The following is a 17,539-nucleotide window of genomic DNA, read 5'->3' as shown; positions in this document are numbered from 1 at the left end:
TTATATGGCCAAATTAAAAACGGTGTCTCAGTATAAAGATGGAATTTTAAAAGAAAATCGAGCTGCTTTAGCACAAGCCATTACCTTAATTGAAAGCCAGGCTGCTAAGCATAAACACTTGGCTCAACAGTTAATGAAAGAAATTTATTCGCATACAGGAAAATCAATTCGAATTGGATTTACAGGTGTACCAGGAGCCGGAAAAAGTACGTTAATTAATGCATTTGGGACGTATCTATGTGATCATGGGTACCGAGTAGCAGTACTGGCGATTGATCCCAGCAGTACGGTGTCCGGTGGAAGTATCTTAGGTGATAAAACGCGCATGGAACAGCTCGCTAAGCATCCAAGAGCTTTTGTTCGACCGTCTCCTTCACAAGGAACATTAGGAGGAGTTCATCGTAAGACAAGAGAAGCTATCCTTTTATGTGAAGCAGCAGGTTATGACGTTATTTTTGTCGAAACAATGGGCGTGGGGCAAGGTGAAGGAATCGTTAAGCAAATGGTTGATGTTTTTATTCTTCTTGTGTTAACAGGGGCAGGAGACGAACTTCAAGGAATTAAAAAAGGAATTCTAGAATTAGCTGACTTAATTTGTGTCAATAAAGCGGATGGAGATAATCGACAAAAAGCAGTACTTACGAAAAAAGAGTATGAATCCGTTATTTCATTTCTATATGCTCATTCACCTAATTGGCAACCAAAAGTGTTAACAACCTCTATTTATGAAGCAGGTGACTTTATAAACTTGTGGAATCACATTGCTGATTATAAGGGTTGGATGATACAAAATGGCCAGTTTGAAAAAAAGCGGGGATTACAGCTATCTGCATGGTTGCAGTCAAGAATTTCTGATTATCTGTACGAATCTTTTTATGGTAAGCAAGAGCTGCGACAGGCTTTAAAAAGCGTTGAGCAACATATGCAAAAAGGACACCTAACGATGGAAGAAGCATTTGAGAAAATAATTCATCAGTATGAACAAGTGAATCAACCGATAAAATAACAATAATTTTTTTACAAACATAAGCGAAAGAAATCGCGTTTTAAGTCATGGTTTGCTATGATAAAAGTAGCTAACTAAAGGAGGTAAAAAGATGAACATCGATTTTAATTTATTTATGAATGATGTTGTTCGCCAAGCGCGTCAAGAGATTGAAGCTGCAGGCTATACACAATTAACGACAGCTGAAGACGTAGAGGATGCGCTTCAAAAGTCAGGTACAACATTAGTAATGGTGAACTCAGTTTGTGGATGTGCAGGTGGAATTGCTAGACCAGCAGCTGCTCATTCCGTTCATTACGATAAGCGCCCAACGAATCTCGTTACTGTATTCGCTGGTCAAGATAAAGAAGCAACGGCTCGCGCTAGAGAATATTTTGAAGGTTATCCACCATCTTCCCCATCTTTTGCGTTATTAAAAGATGGTAAAATTATGACAATGGTAGAGCGTCATGAAATTGAAGGACATGAGCCAATGTCTGTTGTAACAAAACTTCAAGAAGCGTTTGAAAAATATTGTGAAGAAGTATAAATGAAAAAGCCGCGTAAGCGGCTTTTTTTGTTTGGTGAAAATGTTTATAATATTAATTTTTTATACATAATTCACATAGTTATGGAAAATGGTGGATAAGTATTTTCATATAGCTAAATCTATATTTAAAAAAAGTATTGCATAAATATAAATACGTGTTAAAATACAGTTACATGAATATATATTTATTTTTTGTAATGACTTGTAATAAGGAAAAACTTATTTCATAATATTATTAATTTTAAAAATATTAGAATTTGGAGGGTATGTGATATGAAAATGAAGAAATGGCTATCAGTAACAGTTATAGGGTTGTTAACAGCCGGAGCATTAGCTGCTTGTGGTGCTGGTGAAGGTGCTTCAAATGGAAGCGGAGGCAGTGATGATGCAAAAGTATTAAAAATGGGAACTTCAGCTGATTATCCACCGTTTGAGTATATTGATACAGCAAAAGGCGACAATGAGCCGATTGGTTTTGATATCGACTTAGCAAAAGCAATTGGTAAAGAACTAGGTTATGAAGTGCAAGTTGTCGACATGGAGTTCGGTAGCTTAATACCATCTTTACAGTCTAAAAAAGTGGACTTTGTTTTAGCAGGAATGACGCCAACGGAAGAGCGTAAAAAGAACGTGGATTTTTCAGATGTATACTATGAGGCGAAAAATGTACTTGTATCTAAAAAGGACGAGCCAATTAATAGCATTGAAGAGTTGAACGGAAAAAAAGTAGGTGTTCAAACAGCATCTATTCAAGAAGATGAAGCAAAAACACTATCAGAAGAAGTAGACATTAAAATTGAAAGTCGCGATCGTATTCCACAATTGATTCAAGAAATGAAGTCAAATCGTATTGATGTAGCAATCATTGAGGATACAGTAGCAAAAGGCTATGTTGCAAAAGATGATACGTTACAACTTGTAGAAACAGGCCGAGAAGACTCTAATAAAGGATCTGCAATTGCGTTTTCAAAAGATAGCAAACTGACAGACGAATTTAACAAAGAGTTAAAAGAAATGAAAGACAATGGAGAGCTAGAAGAGCTAATTGTTAAATGGTTTGATAGCAAAGAATAAGAGACAATGAACGGAGAGGAAGGAAAACAGGCATGAATTTGGACTTTTCACAAATCGTGCCTTCAATCCCTTATATTTTAAAAGGGATAGGAGTGACGATTCAAATAGTTTTAGCTTCAGCCATTGTGGGTTTTGTACTAGGAACAATCTTATCCCTATTTAAGATTAGTCGTTCAAAACCGCTCATTTGGTTAGCTGACCTTTATACATCAATCTTTCGTGGTACGCCGCTCGTACTGCAGTTATTGCTTATTTATTTTGGGTTACCACAGATTTTAGGTTTTGATATTGCGCCGTTTCCTGCTGCAGTTGCTGCATTTGGATTAAACTCAGCTGCGTATATTTCAGAAATTATTCGTGCTGGTATTTTAGCAGTCGATAAAGGGCAACGTGAAGCTGCTCTTGCTCTAGGAATTCCATATCGTAAAATGATGGGCCAGGTTATTATGCCACAAGCCTTAAAAAATATTTTACCAGCTTTAATGAATGAGTTTATTACGCTCACGAAAGAATCAGCACTTGTAACGGTTATCGGTGCTCTTGATATTATGAGACGTGCATATATCGTTGGAGGAGAAAAGTTTGCATATTTTGAACCTCTATTATTTGCAGGATTAATTTATTACATCATGGTAATGGGCTTAACGCTCCTTGGTAAAGTGATCGAGAGGAGAATGAGAAAAGGTGATTAAAATTGAAAACTTACACAAGTCCTTTGGCCACAATGAAGTTCTAAAAGGCATTTCTACAATTATTAAAGAAAAAGAAGTAGTCGCTGTCATTGGCCCATCAGGTTCAGGGAAGTCAACGTTTTTACGTTGTATGAATTTACTTGAGCAGCCAACTAGTGGAGCTATTACAATAGCTGATCAAGAAATTACCAATGCGAAAACAAACATTATGAACGTACGACAAAATGTCGGAATGGTGTTTCAGCATTTTCATCTGTTTCCTCATATGACGGTGCTTGAAAACTTAACGTATGCGCCTATTACAGTTAAAGGCATTTCAAAAGAAGAAGCGAAAAATAAAGGAATGCAACTGCTAACCAAAGTCGGACTAGCTGAAAAAGCAAACGAGTATCCAAATCGACTTTCAGGAGGTCAAAAGCAGCGTGTTGCTATTGCTCGTGCTCTTGCGATGGAGCCAGAAATAATGCTTTTTGATGAACCAACATCTGCTTTAGATCCAGAGATGGTAAAGGAAGTATTAGATGTAATGAAATCATTAACTGAAACGGGTATGACAATGGTTATTGTTACGCACGAAATGGGATTTGCGCGCGAAGTAGCAGATCGTGTTTTATTTTTAGATGGTGGTCGCCTAGTGGAAGACTCACCTCCCACTGAGTTTTTTACTGCACCTAAAAGTAAGCGTGCGAAAGATTTTCTCGAAAAAATCTTATAATAATCAGAAAGCGTAGAACGAAAGTTGTTCTACGCTTTTTTTAATTTATAAAAAGCTCCAAGCATTGCGTAATTGAATGAAACATGTTAATAAATAATAGTATTATGAATAACTTATAAAAAAGGAACTGCTTAGGAGTTTTGACGACATGAAATATAAAATTGGTTATCGAACCTTTAAAACAGCCGTAGGTACTGCACTAGCAATTAGCATTGCACAGCTCATTGGCCTTGAGTTTTTCCCATCAGCGGGGATTATTACAATCTTATGTATACAAAATTCACAGAAAAAATCGTTGCAAAGTGCGTTTGATCGCTTTGTAGCTTGTTCGATTTCAATTTTATTTTCATTTATTTTCTTTGAAGGAATTGCTTACCACCCAGCGGTTATTGGGCTAATGCTGCTATTTTTCATTCCGTTAACCGTTATTTTAAAGGTGAACGGAGGAATTGTAACAAGTTCGGTTATCTTATTGCACATTTATTCTCTTGAAAATATGACGTGGCAAATTGTTTTAAACGAATTGGGGCTAATTGTGGTTGGGATTGGCGTAGCGCTTCTTGTTAACTTATACATGCCAAGTTTAGACAAAGAGCTTCGTCAGTATCAGCAGGACATTGAAGAGAATTTTCATATTATGCTTAAAGAAATGGCGATTTATTTAAGAATAAACGAAAGTACTTGGTCCGGTAAAGAAATTGCTGATACAGCAGTGCTTTTAGAAAAAGCTAAAAGTTTAGCCTTTCGAGATGTTGAAAACCATTTTGTACGTTCAGAAAATTATTATTATCGATATTTTAAAATTCGTGAAAAACAATTAGAAATTCTAGAACGTACTCTTCCTCTTCTCACATCAATCGATCTTGTGGTTGAACAAAGATATATGATTGCTGATTTTATTGAAGAATTAAGTTTTTCTATTCACCCTGGTAATACAGCCAAGCTTTTTTTATTAAAGCTAGAGCAACTCAAAGAATCTTTTCAAAGCATGGATCTACCTAAGTCTCGTGAAGAATTTGAAGCGCGAGCGGATCTGTTACATTTTGTAAAGGAAATAGAGCAATATTTAATTATTAAACAAAGCTTAAAAATTACGTAAACAATATGCATGTTGTAGCAAACCCTTACGAACAATAAGAAAAAGCGTAAGGGGTTGAATTGTATGCACGTCGTATTTCTTATTTTAGTACTTGTATCACCAATTTGGCCGCTGGGAGAAAATCCTTTACCAGCTGACCCTTTTATTATTGTAAACAAACAGACAAATGAATTAGCATATATTGAACATGGTAAGATAGAGAGTGTTATTAAAGTGGGTTCAGGAAGAACAAAAGATTTAACACCAGAAGGGGAATTCACAATCACAGTCAAAGCAGCAAATCCTTATTATCGCAAAGATAAGATAGAAGGTGGGGACCCTACTAATCCACTTGGATTGAGGTGGATTGGATTTGATGCAAAAGACACGGATGGACGAATTTATGGCATTCACGGTACAAACCAGCCAAACTCTATCGGTAAGTATGTTTCGAATGGGTGCATTAGGCTTCGAAATGAGCGAGTTGTGGAGTTATATGAAAAGGTTCCTCTTGGAACAAAAGTATGGATTGTGACCAGTGGAAAACCCTTTGAAGACCTAGCGAAAGAAAAAGGAATAGAGGTGCAATAAAAGGTAGGTGAGAAATCACCTACCTTTTTTATAGCCACATTGTAATGCCAGCAAGAACAGTTGTGATTACCATTGTTCCTAGCATTAAATAGACCACAATTTTTTGCCATTTTTTATTCGACATAAAAGAGTAGCTCCTCTCACAACCTTTTTTTCTATTTTACATGTAGCAACGAAATGGGACAAGCAACTTCTTTATTCGCTTTTGTTTTAAGAAGGAGAATGACGATTCATTCAAGAATATGTCTAAATGAAAACGCTTTTTTGTGGGGGTGGGAAATATGAACAAAATTGATCATATTGGCATTGCTGTTCACTCGATTGATAAAATTAAACCATTTTATGAGAGGCAGCTTGGCTTAGTATGCTTAGGGACAGAAAAAGTAGAAAATCAAGGTGTAAAGGTAGCTTTTTTTCAATGCGGTGATTCGAAAATTGAGCTTCTTGAACCTTTAAATGATAGCAGTCCAGTTGCTAAATTTATTCAAAAGCGTGGAGAAGGTATACATCACATTGCTTTTGGCGTTAAGAGCATTGAAGAACGGATTCAAGAACTGAAAGAACGTGGAATTAAAATGATTGATGATGAGCCAAGATTAGGAGCTGGTGGTGCGGCCATTGCTTTTTTACATCCGTCTTCCACGGCAGGGGTTTTGTATGAGCTTTGTGAAAAGAAACCAACAAAGGAGGAATAGCAGATGGTTGATATTTATGAAAAGCTAAATGAGCTATACGATAAGCGCCGCAAAATTGAACAAGGGGGGGGAGATGAAAAAATTGAAAAACAGCATTTTAAAGGAAAGCTAACGGCTAGAGAGCGAATTGATTTATTGGTTGACAACGGAACGTTTGTTGAAGTTCAGCCTTTTATAGAACACCGCTGTCTGGACTTTAATATGAACACACAGACGGGTCCTGGAGACGGTGTTGTCACGGGGTACGGTAAAGTAAATGGTCGAGGTATCTATTTGTTTTCTCAGGATTTTACGGTATTTGGCGGTGCGCTTGGAGAAATGCATGCAAAAAAAATCGCCAATGTAATGGACCTAGCAGCGAAAACTGGTGTGCCTTTTATCGGATTAAATGACTCCGGTGGAGCGAGAATCCAAGAAGGCGTGATGTCGTTAGACGGATACGGTCAAATCTTTTATCGAAACGCTATTTATTCTGGAGTCATTCCTCAAATTTCAGTGATTATGGGACCATGTGCAGGTGGGGCAGTATACTCACCAGCCATCACTGACTTTGTATTTATGGTGGAAAAGACGAGCCAAATGTTTATTACAGGACCGAAAGTAATTGAAACAGTAACGGGTGAAACCATCACAGCAGAGAACTTAGGTGGAGCTGCTGTTCATAATGAAATTAGTGGAAATGCTCATTTTAGTGCAGGTTCAGAAGAAGAAGTGCTTGAGCAAGTTCGCCTCTTACTAAGTTATTTACCTTTATCTAATACTGAAAAGCCACCGAGTGTCCCTTATGATGATCAAAGCAATGACCGCCCGGAATTACTGGATGTTGTTCCTTTTGATGCTGTTAGACCATATGATGTTCGCCATGTTATTCAACATGTCGTAGACGAAGGCACATTCCTAGAAGTGCAAAAAGATTTTGCTAAAAATATTGTGGTTGGCTTAGCTCGCTTGAATGGAAGCGTGGTGGGGCTTGTTTGTAATCAACCAAAATTTATGGCCGGCAGCTTAGATATTAACTCCTCAGATAAAGCCGCACGTTTTATAAGGTTTTGTGACTCTTTTCATATTCCACTTATTACGTTTGAAGATGTAACAGGATTCTTTCCAGGTATTAAGCAAGAACATGGCGGTATCATTCGTCACGGTGCTAAAATTTTATATGCCTATTCTGAGGCAACTGTTCCGAAAATTACGGTGATTTTGCGAAAAGCTTACGGTGGAGCTTATGTTGCGCTAAATAGTAAATCGATTGGTGCAGATATGGTATATGCTTGGCCAAATGCTGAAATTGCCGTTATGGGTCCTCAAGGAGCTGCCAATATTATCTTTGCGCATGAAATTCATAATAGTGATGCTCCTGAAGAGGTTCGAGCTGAAAAAATTGAGCAGTATCGCGATAAATTTGCTAATCCGTACGTTGCAGCAAGAGCGGGTATGGTAGATGATGTAATTGATCCAAGAGATACGAGAATAAAACTAATACAAGCACTTGAAATGTTGCACAATAAAAAGGAAGAGCGTCCACAGCGAAAACATGGTAACATACCATTGTAGGTTAATTTTGGAGGGATTACATATTATGGTTAATGAGCAACGTTTAGTTGATCTATTTTTAGAACTTATACAAGTTGATTCAGAAACAAAGTATGAAGCCGAGATTGCAAAAGTATTAACGAAAAAATTCACGGCGTTAGGAGTAAGAGTTGTTGAAGATGATACAACAGCTGAAACTGGACATGGTGCAGGTAATTTAATTTGTACCCTTCCTGGAACAAAAGAAGGAGTAGATACCATCTATTTTACTTCTCATATGGATACAGTTGTTCCTGGAAAAGGCATTAAGCCATCCATTGAAGACGGTTATATTAAAAGCGATGGAACAACGATTCTAGGAGCTGATGATAAAGCTGGGTTGGCAGCAATGTTAGAAGCTATTCAAGTGTTAAAAGAGCAAAATGTTGAGCACGGTACCATTGAGTTTATCATTACGGTTGGAGAAGAATCCGGATTAGTGGGTGCAAAAGCATTAGATCCAAAACTTGTAACGGCTAAATTTGGCTATGCGCTTGATAGCGATGGAAAAGTGGGCGATATTATTGTTGCTGCTCCAACTCAAGCAAAAGTTAAAGCAGATATTTACGGAAAAACAGCTCACGCTGGTGTAGCGCCTGAGCGCGGGGTTTCAGCGATCACCATTGCTTCAAAAGCGATTTCACGTATGCCGTTAGGGCGCATCGATGAAGAAACAACGGCAAACATTGGTCGTTTTGAAGGTGGAACACAAACGAATATTGTGTGCGACTACGTATCGATTTTAGCAGAAGCTCGTTCACTGGTTCCTGAAAAAATGGAAGCGCAAGTTGCCAAAATGAAGGAAGCTTTTGAATCTGCAGCAAGTGACATGGGAGGAAGAGCTGAAGTAGATATTAAAGTAATGTATCCTGGATTTAAATTCAGCGATGGAGACCATGTTGTTGAAGTAGCTAAAAAAGCCGTTGCCAATATCGATCGCTCTTCACGTCTGTTACAAAGCGGCGGTGGCAGCGATGCAAACGTCATTGCAGGTTTTGATGTGCCGACTGTAAACTTAGCGGTGGGTTATGAAGACATTCATACAACGAGCGAAAAGATTCCAGTTGAAGAACTTGTAAAAACATCAGAGCTGGTTGTATCGATTATCAAAGAAGTAGCAAATGGATAATAATCTTATTGTAAAAAGCTTGAGCCTTGCAGCTCAAGCTTTTTACATATCGGCTAATTTAAAGTTTGAATTTTTTGACACTTTGTATAATGTAAACAGCAGGTTTCTTCAGTAAAATGGATTATAAGCTTAAAACCTTAACGAAAAGGAGTGAAATCAGTCGAGGGGAAAGTCAATAAAAAAATATGTAAGCGCTTTCAAAAATGTTTTATATAAAGCAATTTAGAAGGGGGATGGATTTATGAAGTCTTCAGTTCAGCCGATGCTTCAAACAATTGTACAGAACTTTAGTGAAGTTGAAAAAGGCTTGTCAAATCAAGAAGCTATTGAAGAAGCTAATCGATGTTTATACTGTTACGATGCTCTTTGCATTCAAGCTTGTCCAACGGGCATTGATATACCAACGTTTATTAAAAAAATTGCGTCTGGAAACTTAAAGGGGTCTGCTCAAACGATTATGACATCCAATCCTGTTGGAGCGAGCTGTGCGAGGGTTTGTCCAACAGAAGAGCTTTGTGAAGGAGCATGTGTATTAAATCATTCGACTAAGTCTATTATGATTGGCGATCTTCAGCGGTATGCTACTGATTGGGCTATTCAAAATGAACAGGTGTTATTTACAAAAGGAAAGCCAAATGGAAAGCGAGTTGCCATTGTAGGTGGAGGACCAGCTGGGCTTTCAGCTGCCAGGGAGCTAGCTCGCTTTGGATATGCCGTAACAATTTTTGAAGCAGAAAAAGAAGCAGGTGGGTTAAATACTTATGGAATTGTATCATTTCGACTTCCTCAAGCTATTTCCTTTTGGGAGGTACAACAAGTAAAAGCTCTAGACGTTGAAGTTAAGACAAACGTGCGCGTTGGTGAAGACGTGATGCCGAGTGAACTTTTAAAGAACTATGATGCAGTCGTTCTTGCTATTGGAATGAGTAAGGTTCCAAATTTAGGTATTGAGGGAGAACAGCTAAACGGGGTTTATGATGCAATTGAATTTGTGAAGAAAACCAAATCGGAAGCTTTGACTACAGAGTTTGTAGGAAAAAAAGTAGCGGTTGTTGGTGCAGGAAATACAGCGATTGATGGAGCAACATGTTCCGTACGATTAGGGGCAGAAAACGTGCAGATTCTATACCGTAGAACAAGTGCTGAAATGACAGCTTATGATTTTGAATATGAATTTGCCAAGCAAGACGGTGTAGAGTTTCGCTGGTTAACAGCACCTGTGAGAATTGTTGGAAATGACAAAAACGAAGTGACAGGTATTGAATGTATTAAAATGGAACTAAAAGAATCGGAAGGCCATGGACGAAAAAAGCCTGTACCAATAGAAGGGTCGGAGTTCTTAATTGAAGTCGATGCTGTTATTAAAGCCATTGGACAAGAACGTTACTTATCTTTAATTAATCAATTTGAATTAAAGCAAGATGGTGGCGTGGTAATTATTAATCAAGATACGTTTCAAACCTCCAATCCTAAAGTTTTTGCCTGTGGTGACGTTGTATTTGGAAAAGGACAAGGTGAAGCCATGGTTGTAACTGCTGCACAGCAAGGGAAGAAAACGGCATATGGCATTCATGCTCAGTTAAAGAAAGAAGCAATTGAAACAGCTTAAACAAACGAGAGGGGGAAACAAGTATGGCAGATCTACGGATAAATTTAGCAGGTATTAAATCACCAAATCCATTTTGGCTAGCATCAGCGCCGCCTACAAACTCAGGGTATCAAGTACAGCGTGCCTTTGAAGCAGGGTGGGGTGGAGCAGTTTGGAAAACGCTTGGAGATCCAATTTTAAATGTATCATCACGGTTTGCAGCAGTGAGTTTCAATGGCCAGCGCGTAGCGGGTTTTAATAATATTGAGCTTATTACAGACCGTCCGCTTGAGGTCAATTTAAAAGAGATTTATGAGACTAAAAAGAAATTTCCTGACCATGCTATCATCGCTTCTTTAATGGTTGAACCGAAACAGGAGAAATGGCATGAAATTGTAAAGCGTGTAGAAGATGTGGGTGTTGACGGCTTAGAGCTAAATTTTGGCTGTCCTCACGGTATGGCCGAGCGAGGAATGGGAGCAGCTTCAGGGCAGGTGCCAGAACTTGTTGAAAAGCAAACGTACTGGGCTAAAGAAGTAGCGAAAACGCCTGTTATTGTTAAGTTGACTCCAAATATTACGGATATCACGGTTACAGCAGAAGCAGCTGTAAGAGGTGGAGCGGACGCAGTGAGCATGATCAACACTATTAATAGCTTAGCCGGAGTGGATATTAATTCATGGAACACAATTCCTCACGTGGCTGGTAAAGGTGCACATGGAGGCTACTGTGGTCCAGCTGTGAAGCCTATCGCATTAAATATGGTGGCTGAATGTGCAAGAAGTCCTCATATTAACGTACCGATTTCAGGTATGGGAGGCGTATCGAATTGGCAGGAAGCAGTGGAGTTTATGCTTATGGGGGCGACTGGGGTTCAAGTGTGCACAGCCGCTATGCATCATGGCTTTAGAATTGTAGAGGACATGCTTGATGGGCTAAATAACTACCTTGATGAGCGAGGAATTGCAAAAATGAGCGATCTTGTTGGGAAAGCTGTTCCGAAATACTCTGATTGGGGAAATCTTGATTTAAACTATAAAGTTGTGGCTCGAATAGATCCCAATACATGTATTAACTGTAACAAGTGCCATATTTCATGTGAAGACACGTCTCATCAATGTATTGATATGTTAAAAGACCCTTCAGGAAAACCATATTTGCAAGTAAGAGAAGAAGATTGTGTGGGCTGTAATCTCTGCTCGATTGTCTGTCCTGTTGATGGCGCAATTTCCATGGTGGAGGTAGCAAGTGAGCAGCCACCTATGACATGGAATGAAAGACAAGCGGCACTTGCGATGACATCTGCACAAAAATTAGACGTATAACAAACAATAGGGGGATTAAGCCATGAGAAAATTAGTGAAAGATGGAGTGATTGTTACAGCAGCAGATACGTACAGGGGAGATATTTTAATTGAGGATGGGAAAATCACAGCAATTGGAACAGGGTTAGATGAATCTAACTGTGAGGTTGTTGATGCCAACGGAGCCTACATTTTTCCTGGAGGGATTGATCCACATACTCATTTAGACATGCCGTTTGGAGGGACTGTCACCAAAGATGATTTTGAAACAGGGACCATCGCAGCAGCGTTCGGAGGGACTACAACAATCATTGATTTTTGCTTAACAGATAAAGGGAAACCATTGCAAAATGCCATTAATACTTGGCATGCAAAATCAGAAGGAAAAGCAGCTATTGACTATAGCTTTCATCTAATGATTGGAGAGATGAATGATGCCGTATTAGAACAGCTTCCTACTATTATTGAAGATGAAGGAATTACGTCGTTCAAAGTATTTATGGCATATAAAGACGTCTTTCAAGCGGACGATGCGACCCTTTACCAAACGCTCATTCAGGCAAAAGAGCTTGGTGCGTTAGTTATGGTACATGCTGAAAACGGAGACGTAATTGACTATTTGACAAAGAAAGCATTAGAAGCAGGAAATACAGATCCAATTTACCATGCGCGCACTAGGCCCCCAGAGATTGAAGGTGAAGCAACAGGTAGAGCAGCATGTTTTACAGGTCTTGCAGATTCGCAACTATATGTAGTGCATGTATCTTGTGCTGAAGCGGTGAATCAAATTGCTCAGGCTCGGAACCGAGGTGTAAATATTTGGGGTGAAACATGCCCACAATATTTAGTTTTAGATGAATCGGCCTTAGAGAAGCCAAATTTTGAAGGAGCCAAATACGTTTGGTCACCACCTCTTCGCGAAAAGTGGAATCAAGAAGTGTTGTGGAATGCATTAAAAAATGGAGATCTACAAACGATTGGATCTGATCAATGTTCATTTGATTTTAATGGACAAAAAGATTTAGGTAAGAACGATTTCACAAAAATTCCAAATGGCGGTCCTATTATTGAAGATCGTATGAGCATCTTATTCTCAGAAGGCGTGCAGAAAGGGAGAATAACGCTCAATCAGTTTGTGGATGTCACCTCTACTCGTACGGCGAAGTTATTTGGCCTATATCCGAAAAAAGGAACAATTGCTGTAGGAAGTGACGCTGATTTGTTAATTTTTGATCCAACAGTTAAACGCAAAATCTCGGCTGAAACCCATCATATGGCTGTTGACTATAGCGCATTTGAAGGAATGGAAGTTACGGGTGAGCCGGTTTCAGTATTGTGTAGAGGAGAGTTTGTGATTAAAGAAAAGCAATTTGTTGGTAAAAGTGGTTATGGTGAGTACATTAAGCGGTCAAAATTTAATGAGCGTAATGAAGCTCAGCAAGCTCCGGTGAAATTGTAACTATACTACTGTGCTGTGCTATGGCATAGCGCAACCCCTAGAGAAAGAGAGAGAAAACAGCCTTCATGATGAATGTAACGCGTTTACTAAATAGTATGAGGGGTGCAAGAAATGAAAAAATCAAAAAGCTATTTAAAATCACCGGATTTATTACCTATTGCGCATCAAAATCGTAAGATTGGAACGCTTGGCTTTTCGTTAATGTGGGTTAGTATGGCAGTTGTATTAGCTGCATTTGCAATCGGAGGATCTGGTGTGCAAAGCTTATCTCTCGGTTGGGTTGTCGTAGCAACTGTAATTGGATCTATTGCAATTGGTTTGTTTGTAACAATTATTGCTGATATTGGAATCGAACATGGTTTATCATTTCCAGTTTATATGAGAGCTCCGTTTGGAACAATTGGTACTCATATTCCCTCTGTTATGCGTGGGCTTGCAGCTTCTTGTTGGTTTGGGATTAATACGTATTTTGGTGCTACGGCAATGAATGGAATTTTAAATGCTCTAGCAGGGTTTAATAACTGGCTCGTTTGTTTTTTTCTCTTTGCGTTATTACAGCTTATCAATACAGCACTTGGAATTAAAGCAGTAGAACGGTTTACAGACCTAGCAGCGCCAGTTATTATCATCATTTCAGCCTGGATGTATACAACTCTGTCAGACCAAGCCCTTTCTCAAGGTAGAGAGGTTTGGGCTTGGATTGAAAGTCCGGTTACAGGAGGAGCAGCTGTTACAGCATTTATCGTAGTCATTATGAGCAACATGGGGTTTTGGGCAACGCTTGCGGCAGATATTCCATCTATTTCAAGGTTTATTAAAGCACCGACACATGAGCGGAGTTGGATAAAGCGTAATAAAGGGGCTCTTGTAGGAAGCGTAGTAGCGTTGCCGCTAACTCAAACGTTTATGGTTATCATTGGCGGTGTGTCATATATTGCTGTGAAGAACTACGATCCAGTAGTGGCACTTCAAGAAGCTGCATCTGGACTTGCGCTTGGCGTATTACTTTTGATGGTTGTGTTTGCCCAGTGGTCAACAAATATCTCAGCAAATCTGATTCCAGCTGCCACGATTTTTTCAAATGTTGGTGGACCGAAAGTACCCTTTTGGGTTGGGGTAGTTATCGCTGGAATTGTAGGCACAATTGTACAACCTTGGAGCTTGTTCAGCATCATTGTTCCAGCATTGTTAATTGTAGGTGGGATTTTGTCAGCGATTGTTGGCATTTTGTTTGCAGATTACTACTTATTGCGAAAGCGTAGAGTAAATGTAACAGAGCTGTATGAAGAAAATGGACAGTACCGCTACTTTTACGGCTTTAATATAGCTGGGTTACTAGCATGGACTATAGGTGGAACAAGTGCTTACTTTTTATCAACTTATTCGTTTGTCGTTGGATTTATAGTAGGCGCTGTCTGTTATTATGTTTTAGCTAAATATTGGTGGTTTAAGCATTATAAACAAGATGAGATTGAGACACCAAGTGATGAAAAGTATCTAGGTATTACAGTTGGTCGAGATTGGGTTATCTCAATTGATGAAGAAGTAATTCAACCTGTCGCATCCAACCAAACTATTTCAACAGATTGAGGTGAAGTTATGTCAGACTACCAGCATTTTGTTGCAGAACGTGAAAAGATTGATTTTCTTATTGAAAAAGGTTTTATTATTAAAAGCGTGACGGAAAATCTAAGCGGTGCGTTTCTAGAATTTGAACGCATAAAGCAAGGAAAGGTTGAAAAAGAAAAGCTCCATATCCTAACGGCAGATGCTAGAAAGTATTTTTCAGGAATATTAATTCAGCAACTATAAAATAAGCCTACTTCATATTTCAAATATGAGGTAGGCTTATTTTTTAAAAAAAAATTAGGGTGAAAAGTGAAACTAAATCATAAAATCTTTCGTTACTATTCATGTCAAGTATTACGTATTACAAACAGTTATTACATTTCATTTACAACAATGGAAAAAGGGTTTAGTTAGGGTGTGATTTGTAGTAAATAGTATAGTATGAAAGTTTTTTGAAAATGAAAATGTAAACGTTAAATAATTTAATAAATGATAAGGGTGTGACACAGAGATGATGAATGAGAAAGATTTAGACGTGATGACAGTTGAGGAAAGAAAAGTAATAGATAAGCTTAAGATGGAAATGCTTAATGCAGTGTCACTTCATGACCTACGTTTTTATAAACAAGAGATTCAAAGAATAAAAGAGCAAGCTAAAAAAAGACATGGTTTCTTTAAAACGCTGCAAGTAGCTGCTGAAAAGCTGTAAATCGCTGAATGATTTATAGCTTTTTTTTTGCAAAATTCTATGTAAGCAAAGGCGTGTATGATTATATTCTAAAAAAATATAAAGAGATAAAATGATTTATTTTTCAGAAAACTTAAGCTAATATAAAGAGATAGACTGATTAAGGGTGGTGTGGGTTTGAAATCTTATTTGACCATTAATGAGGTTTTAAAAAGAAAACATTTTAACAGCTGTGAAGTAATTGCAGGTAAAGTCGGTCTCACAAATCGAGTGAAATGGGTTCACGTGATGGAAGTGACTCGGGTGAATGAGCTTCTAAAAGGGAATGAATTAATTCTTTCAACCGGTGTAGGATGGAAGGAAGATAATGAATTGTGCCTGTCGTTTTTAAAGCAGTTAATCGAATGTCAGGCTTCAGGATTATGTATTGAACTGGGTACGTACACCTCTCAGATTCCTCAAAACGTCATTGAATTTGCAAATCAACATGAATTTCCTATTATTTTATTTCATGAAGAAGTGCCGTTTGTTGAAATAACCCAAGATTTGCATGCGTTACTAGTAAACCAGCATTATTTAATGATTTCAGATTTAGAAAATTACTCTCAGCAGCTGAATCAAATGCTGCTTTCTGTCAACGATCCAAAAGATATATTACAGCATCTTTGCGAATCAACCGGACTTTTAGCCGGGCTTCGTATACATAATGAAGTAATACTTTTTCCAGCCTGTCTAGACTTACCCCAACAACAATTATTACAACATCATATTACTGAACAAAATCAGAATCAAAGCAGCTTTTTTACTCATTCCATTCAATTGTTAGGTGAAAGCTATGCAGAGCTCCATATTCTTTCAACTAATGATTTTTTTACAGAGCTTGAAATGTTAACGGTTGATCGCACAGCTACAGCTCTAGCACAGCACTTTTTACGAGACTTATATGTTGAAGAAAAAAAGCGAGTTCAAGAAACAGAGTGGATGGTTCAATGGGTTAACGGTGAAATTTCTTCCTCGCAAATTACACATTATTTACAAGAAGTATTAAATGATTTTCCAATCCAAGGCGGAACAATCGTATGCTGTCAATGTGTACAAGACGTCAAGGTAGATCATACGTATTTAAAGCTAACGATTCGAGCAATTTTTGAACAAGAAGGCTTTCATCTTCTCATTTTAGAAAAGAAGAGAGAGTTAGTGTTGGTGGTTTTAAATAAACGTCAGGTGACGACGTGGAGAGAAAGGTTAGAAAAAAGCTTGAACCGTTGGATAAACCACGGTGATTTACAAGAAGTCAACAAATCACTAGGAGTGCAGCTGATCGGGGTAGGGCAGTTTAATCGACGATTAGACTACATTCATAAAGGTTATGAAACTGCTAAAAAAACGGTTTCGATTCAAATGACTTTGCACAACGAAATGAAAAATCATATTTGTTTTTATGAAGACCTTCACATGTATCGCATTATTTCGTTAGTCAATGAACAGCAGGAATTACAAGAAGTGGTGATGGAGTATTTACAGCCAGTTCTCGAATACGACCGTAAATTTAATGCTAAGTTATTTGAAACTTTGAAAGTATATTTAGCATGTAACGGATCAAAGCAAGAAACAGCAAAGCGCTTATATATTGTGCGTCAGACTCTGTATCATCGTATTGAAAAATTGGAAAAGCTATTAGGTTCTGATTTTATGGTTCATGAAAAACGAATGGCCATTGAATTTATGATTATGACCTATGACTATTTGTTTGCACTAAACGCATCTACTACTGCTATTAATAAATTAGGAAAAGCATCTTTTACATGATTCTCTTTCATTTTACTAGGTTTGTTTTGTATTTCATTACC

Annotated in this window: 18 protein-coding genes; 17 read left to right on the top strand and 1 reads right to left on the bottom strand. The window is 38.1% G+C overall.

Annotation, left to right across the window (positions count from 1 at the left end):
- Positions 1 to 4 precede the first annotated feature (4 nt).
- The 7 genes from meaB (at position 5) to NIZ91_16855 (ending at position 5,685) form a co-directional block, all read left to right on the top strand.
- Entirely contained in the window at positions 5 to 1,006 is a 1,002-nt protein-coding gene (gene meaB / locus NIZ91_16885) for a methylmalonyl Co-A mutase-associated GTPase MeaB (GenBank protein ID USY54403.1), read from the top strand.
- Positions 1,007 to 1,097: 91 nt separating this feature from the next.
- A complete protein-coding gene (locus NIZ91_16880) occupies positions 1,098 to 1,535 on the top strand; it encodes a BrxA/BrxB family bacilliredoxin (GenBank protein ID USY54402.1) in 438 nt (145 codons plus the stop codon).
- 279 nt (positions 1,536 to 1,814) lie between these two features.
- The gene (locus NIZ91_16875; GenBank protein ID USY57205.1) at positions 1,815 to 2,609 is read left to right on the top strand and encodes a transporter substrate-binding domain-containing protein; all 795 of its coding nucleotides are present in this window, start codon (positions 1,815 to 1,817) and stop codon (positions 2,607 to 2,609) included.
- 32 nt (positions 2,610 to 2,641) lie between these two features.
- A complete protein-coding gene (locus NIZ91_16870; protein ID USY54401.1) occupies positions 2,642 to 3,301 on the top strand; it encodes an amino acid ABC transporter permease in 660 nt (219 codons plus the stop codon).
- Positions 3,294 to 4,016 (top strand): amino acid ABC transporter ATP-binding protein, encoded by a 723-nt coding sequence (locus NIZ91_16865; GenBank protein ID USY54400.1) that lies wholly within the window; start codon positions 3,294 to 3,296, stop codon positions 4,014 to 4,016. Before NIZ91_16870 ends, NIZ91_16865 begins: the two co-directional genes overlap by 8 nt.
- 148 nt (positions 4,017 to 4,164) lie before the next feature.
- A complete protein-coding gene (locus NIZ91_16860) occupies positions 4,165 to 5,115 on the top strand; it encodes an aromatic acid exporter family protein (GenBank protein ID USY54399.1) in 951 nt (316 codons plus the stop codon).
- Between the two features lie 63 nt (positions 5,116 to 5,178).
- On the top strand, positions 5,179 to 5,685 hold the full coding sequence (locus NIZ91_16855) for a L,D-transpeptidase (protein USY54398.1): 507 nt from the start codon (positions 5,179 to 5,181) through the stop codon (positions 5,683 to 5,685).
- Positions 5,686 to 5,713: 28 nt separating this feature from the next.
- Here the strand turns inward: NIZ91_16855 and prli42 are convergent, their stop codons facing one another.
- Positions 5,714 to 5,809 carry a stressosome-associated protein Prli42 gene (gene prli42 / locus NIZ91_16850; GenBank protein ID USY54397.1) on the bottom strand — a complete coding sequence of 32 codons (96 nt, stop codon included), beginning with the start codon at positions 5,807 to 5,809 and terminating at the stop codon, positions 5,714 to 5,716.
- Positions 5,810 to 5,966: 157 nt separating this feature from the next.
- Here prli42 and mce point away from each other — a divergent pair, with 157 nt between their 5' ends.
- The 10 genes from mce to NIZ91_16800 all read left to right on the top strand — a co-directional run bounded on the left by mce (position 5,967) and on the right by NIZ91_16800 (position 17,498).
- Positions 5,967 to 6,380 carry a methylmalonyl-CoA epimerase gene (mce, locus tag NIZ91_16845; GenBank protein USY54396.1) on the top strand — a complete coding sequence of 138 codons (414 nt, stop codon included), beginning with the start codon at positions 5,967 to 5,969 and terminating at the stop codon, positions 6,378 to 6,380.
- A gap of 3 nt (positions 6,381 to 6,383) precedes the next feature.
- Positions 6,384 to 7,934 carry a methylmalonyl-CoA carboxyltransferase gene (locus NIZ91_16840; GenBank protein USY54395.1) on the top strand — a complete coding sequence of 517 codons (1,551 nt, stop codon included), beginning with the start codon at positions 6,384 to 6,386 and terminating at the stop codon, positions 7,932 to 7,934.
- 25 nt (positions 7,935 to 7,959) lie between these two features.
- On the top strand, positions 7,960 to 9,081 hold the full coding sequence (locus NIZ91_16835) for a tripeptidase T (protein ID USY54394.1): 1,122 nt from the start codon (positions 7,960 to 7,962) through the stop codon (positions 9,079 to 9,081).
- Between the two features lie 241 nt (positions 9,082 to 9,322).
- Entirely contained in the window at positions 9,323 to 10,690 is a 1,368-nt protein-coding gene (locus NIZ91_16830) for an NAD(P)-dependent oxidoreductase (GenBank protein USY54393.1), read from the top strand.
- Positions 10,691 to 10,713: 23 nt separating this feature from the next.
- Entirely contained in the window at positions 10,714 to 11,994 is a 1,281-nt protein-coding gene (preA, locus tag NIZ91_16825) for an NAD-dependent dihydropyrimidine dehydrogenase subunit PreA (GenBank protein ID USY54392.1), read from the top strand.
- 22 nt (positions 11,995 to 12,016) lie between these two features.
- On the top strand, positions 12,017 to 13,432 hold the full coding sequence (hydA, locus tag NIZ91_16820) for a dihydropyrimidinase (protein USY54391.1): 1,416 nt from the start codon (positions 12,017 to 12,019) through the stop codon (positions 13,430 to 13,432).
- A 111-nt stretch (positions 13,433 to 13,543) separates the two neighbouring features.
- Complete coding sequence (locus NIZ91_16815) at positions 13,544 to 15,022, top strand: NCS1 family transporter (protein ID USY54390.1); 1,479 nt, start codon at positions 13,544 to 13,546, stop codon at positions 15,020 to 15,022.
- Between the two features lie 9 nt (positions 15,023 to 15,031).
- The gene (locus tag NIZ91_16810; protein ID USY54389.1) at positions 15,032 to 15,244 is read left to right on the top strand and encodes a hypothetical protein; all 213 of its coding nucleotides are present in this window, start codon (positions 15,032 to 15,034) and stop codon (positions 15,242 to 15,244) included.
- Positions 15,245 to 15,512: 268 nt separating this feature from the next.
- Complete coding sequence (locus tag NIZ91_16805) at positions 15,513 to 15,710, top strand: hypothetical protein (GenBank protein USY54388.1); 198 nt, start codon at positions 15,513 to 15,515, stop codon at positions 15,708 to 15,710.
- A gap of 156 nt (positions 15,711 to 15,866) precedes the next feature.
- The gene (locus NIZ91_16800) at positions 15,867 to 17,498 is read left to right on the top strand and encodes a PucR family transcriptional regulator (GenBank protein ID USY54387.1); all 1,632 of its coding nucleotides are present in this window, start codon (positions 15,867 to 15,869) and stop codon (positions 17,496 to 17,498) included.
- Positions 17,499 to 17,539: the final 41 nt, after the last annotated feature.

The sequence above is a fragment of the Bacillus sp. 1780r2a1 genome (assembly GCA_024134725.1).
Classification (GTDB): Bacteria; Bacillota; Bacilli; order Bacillales; family Bacillaceae_H; genus Priestia; species Priestia aryabhattai_A.
Note: the sequence above shows the minus strand (reverse complement) of the source record. Positions and strands in the feature narration are given on the sequence as shown.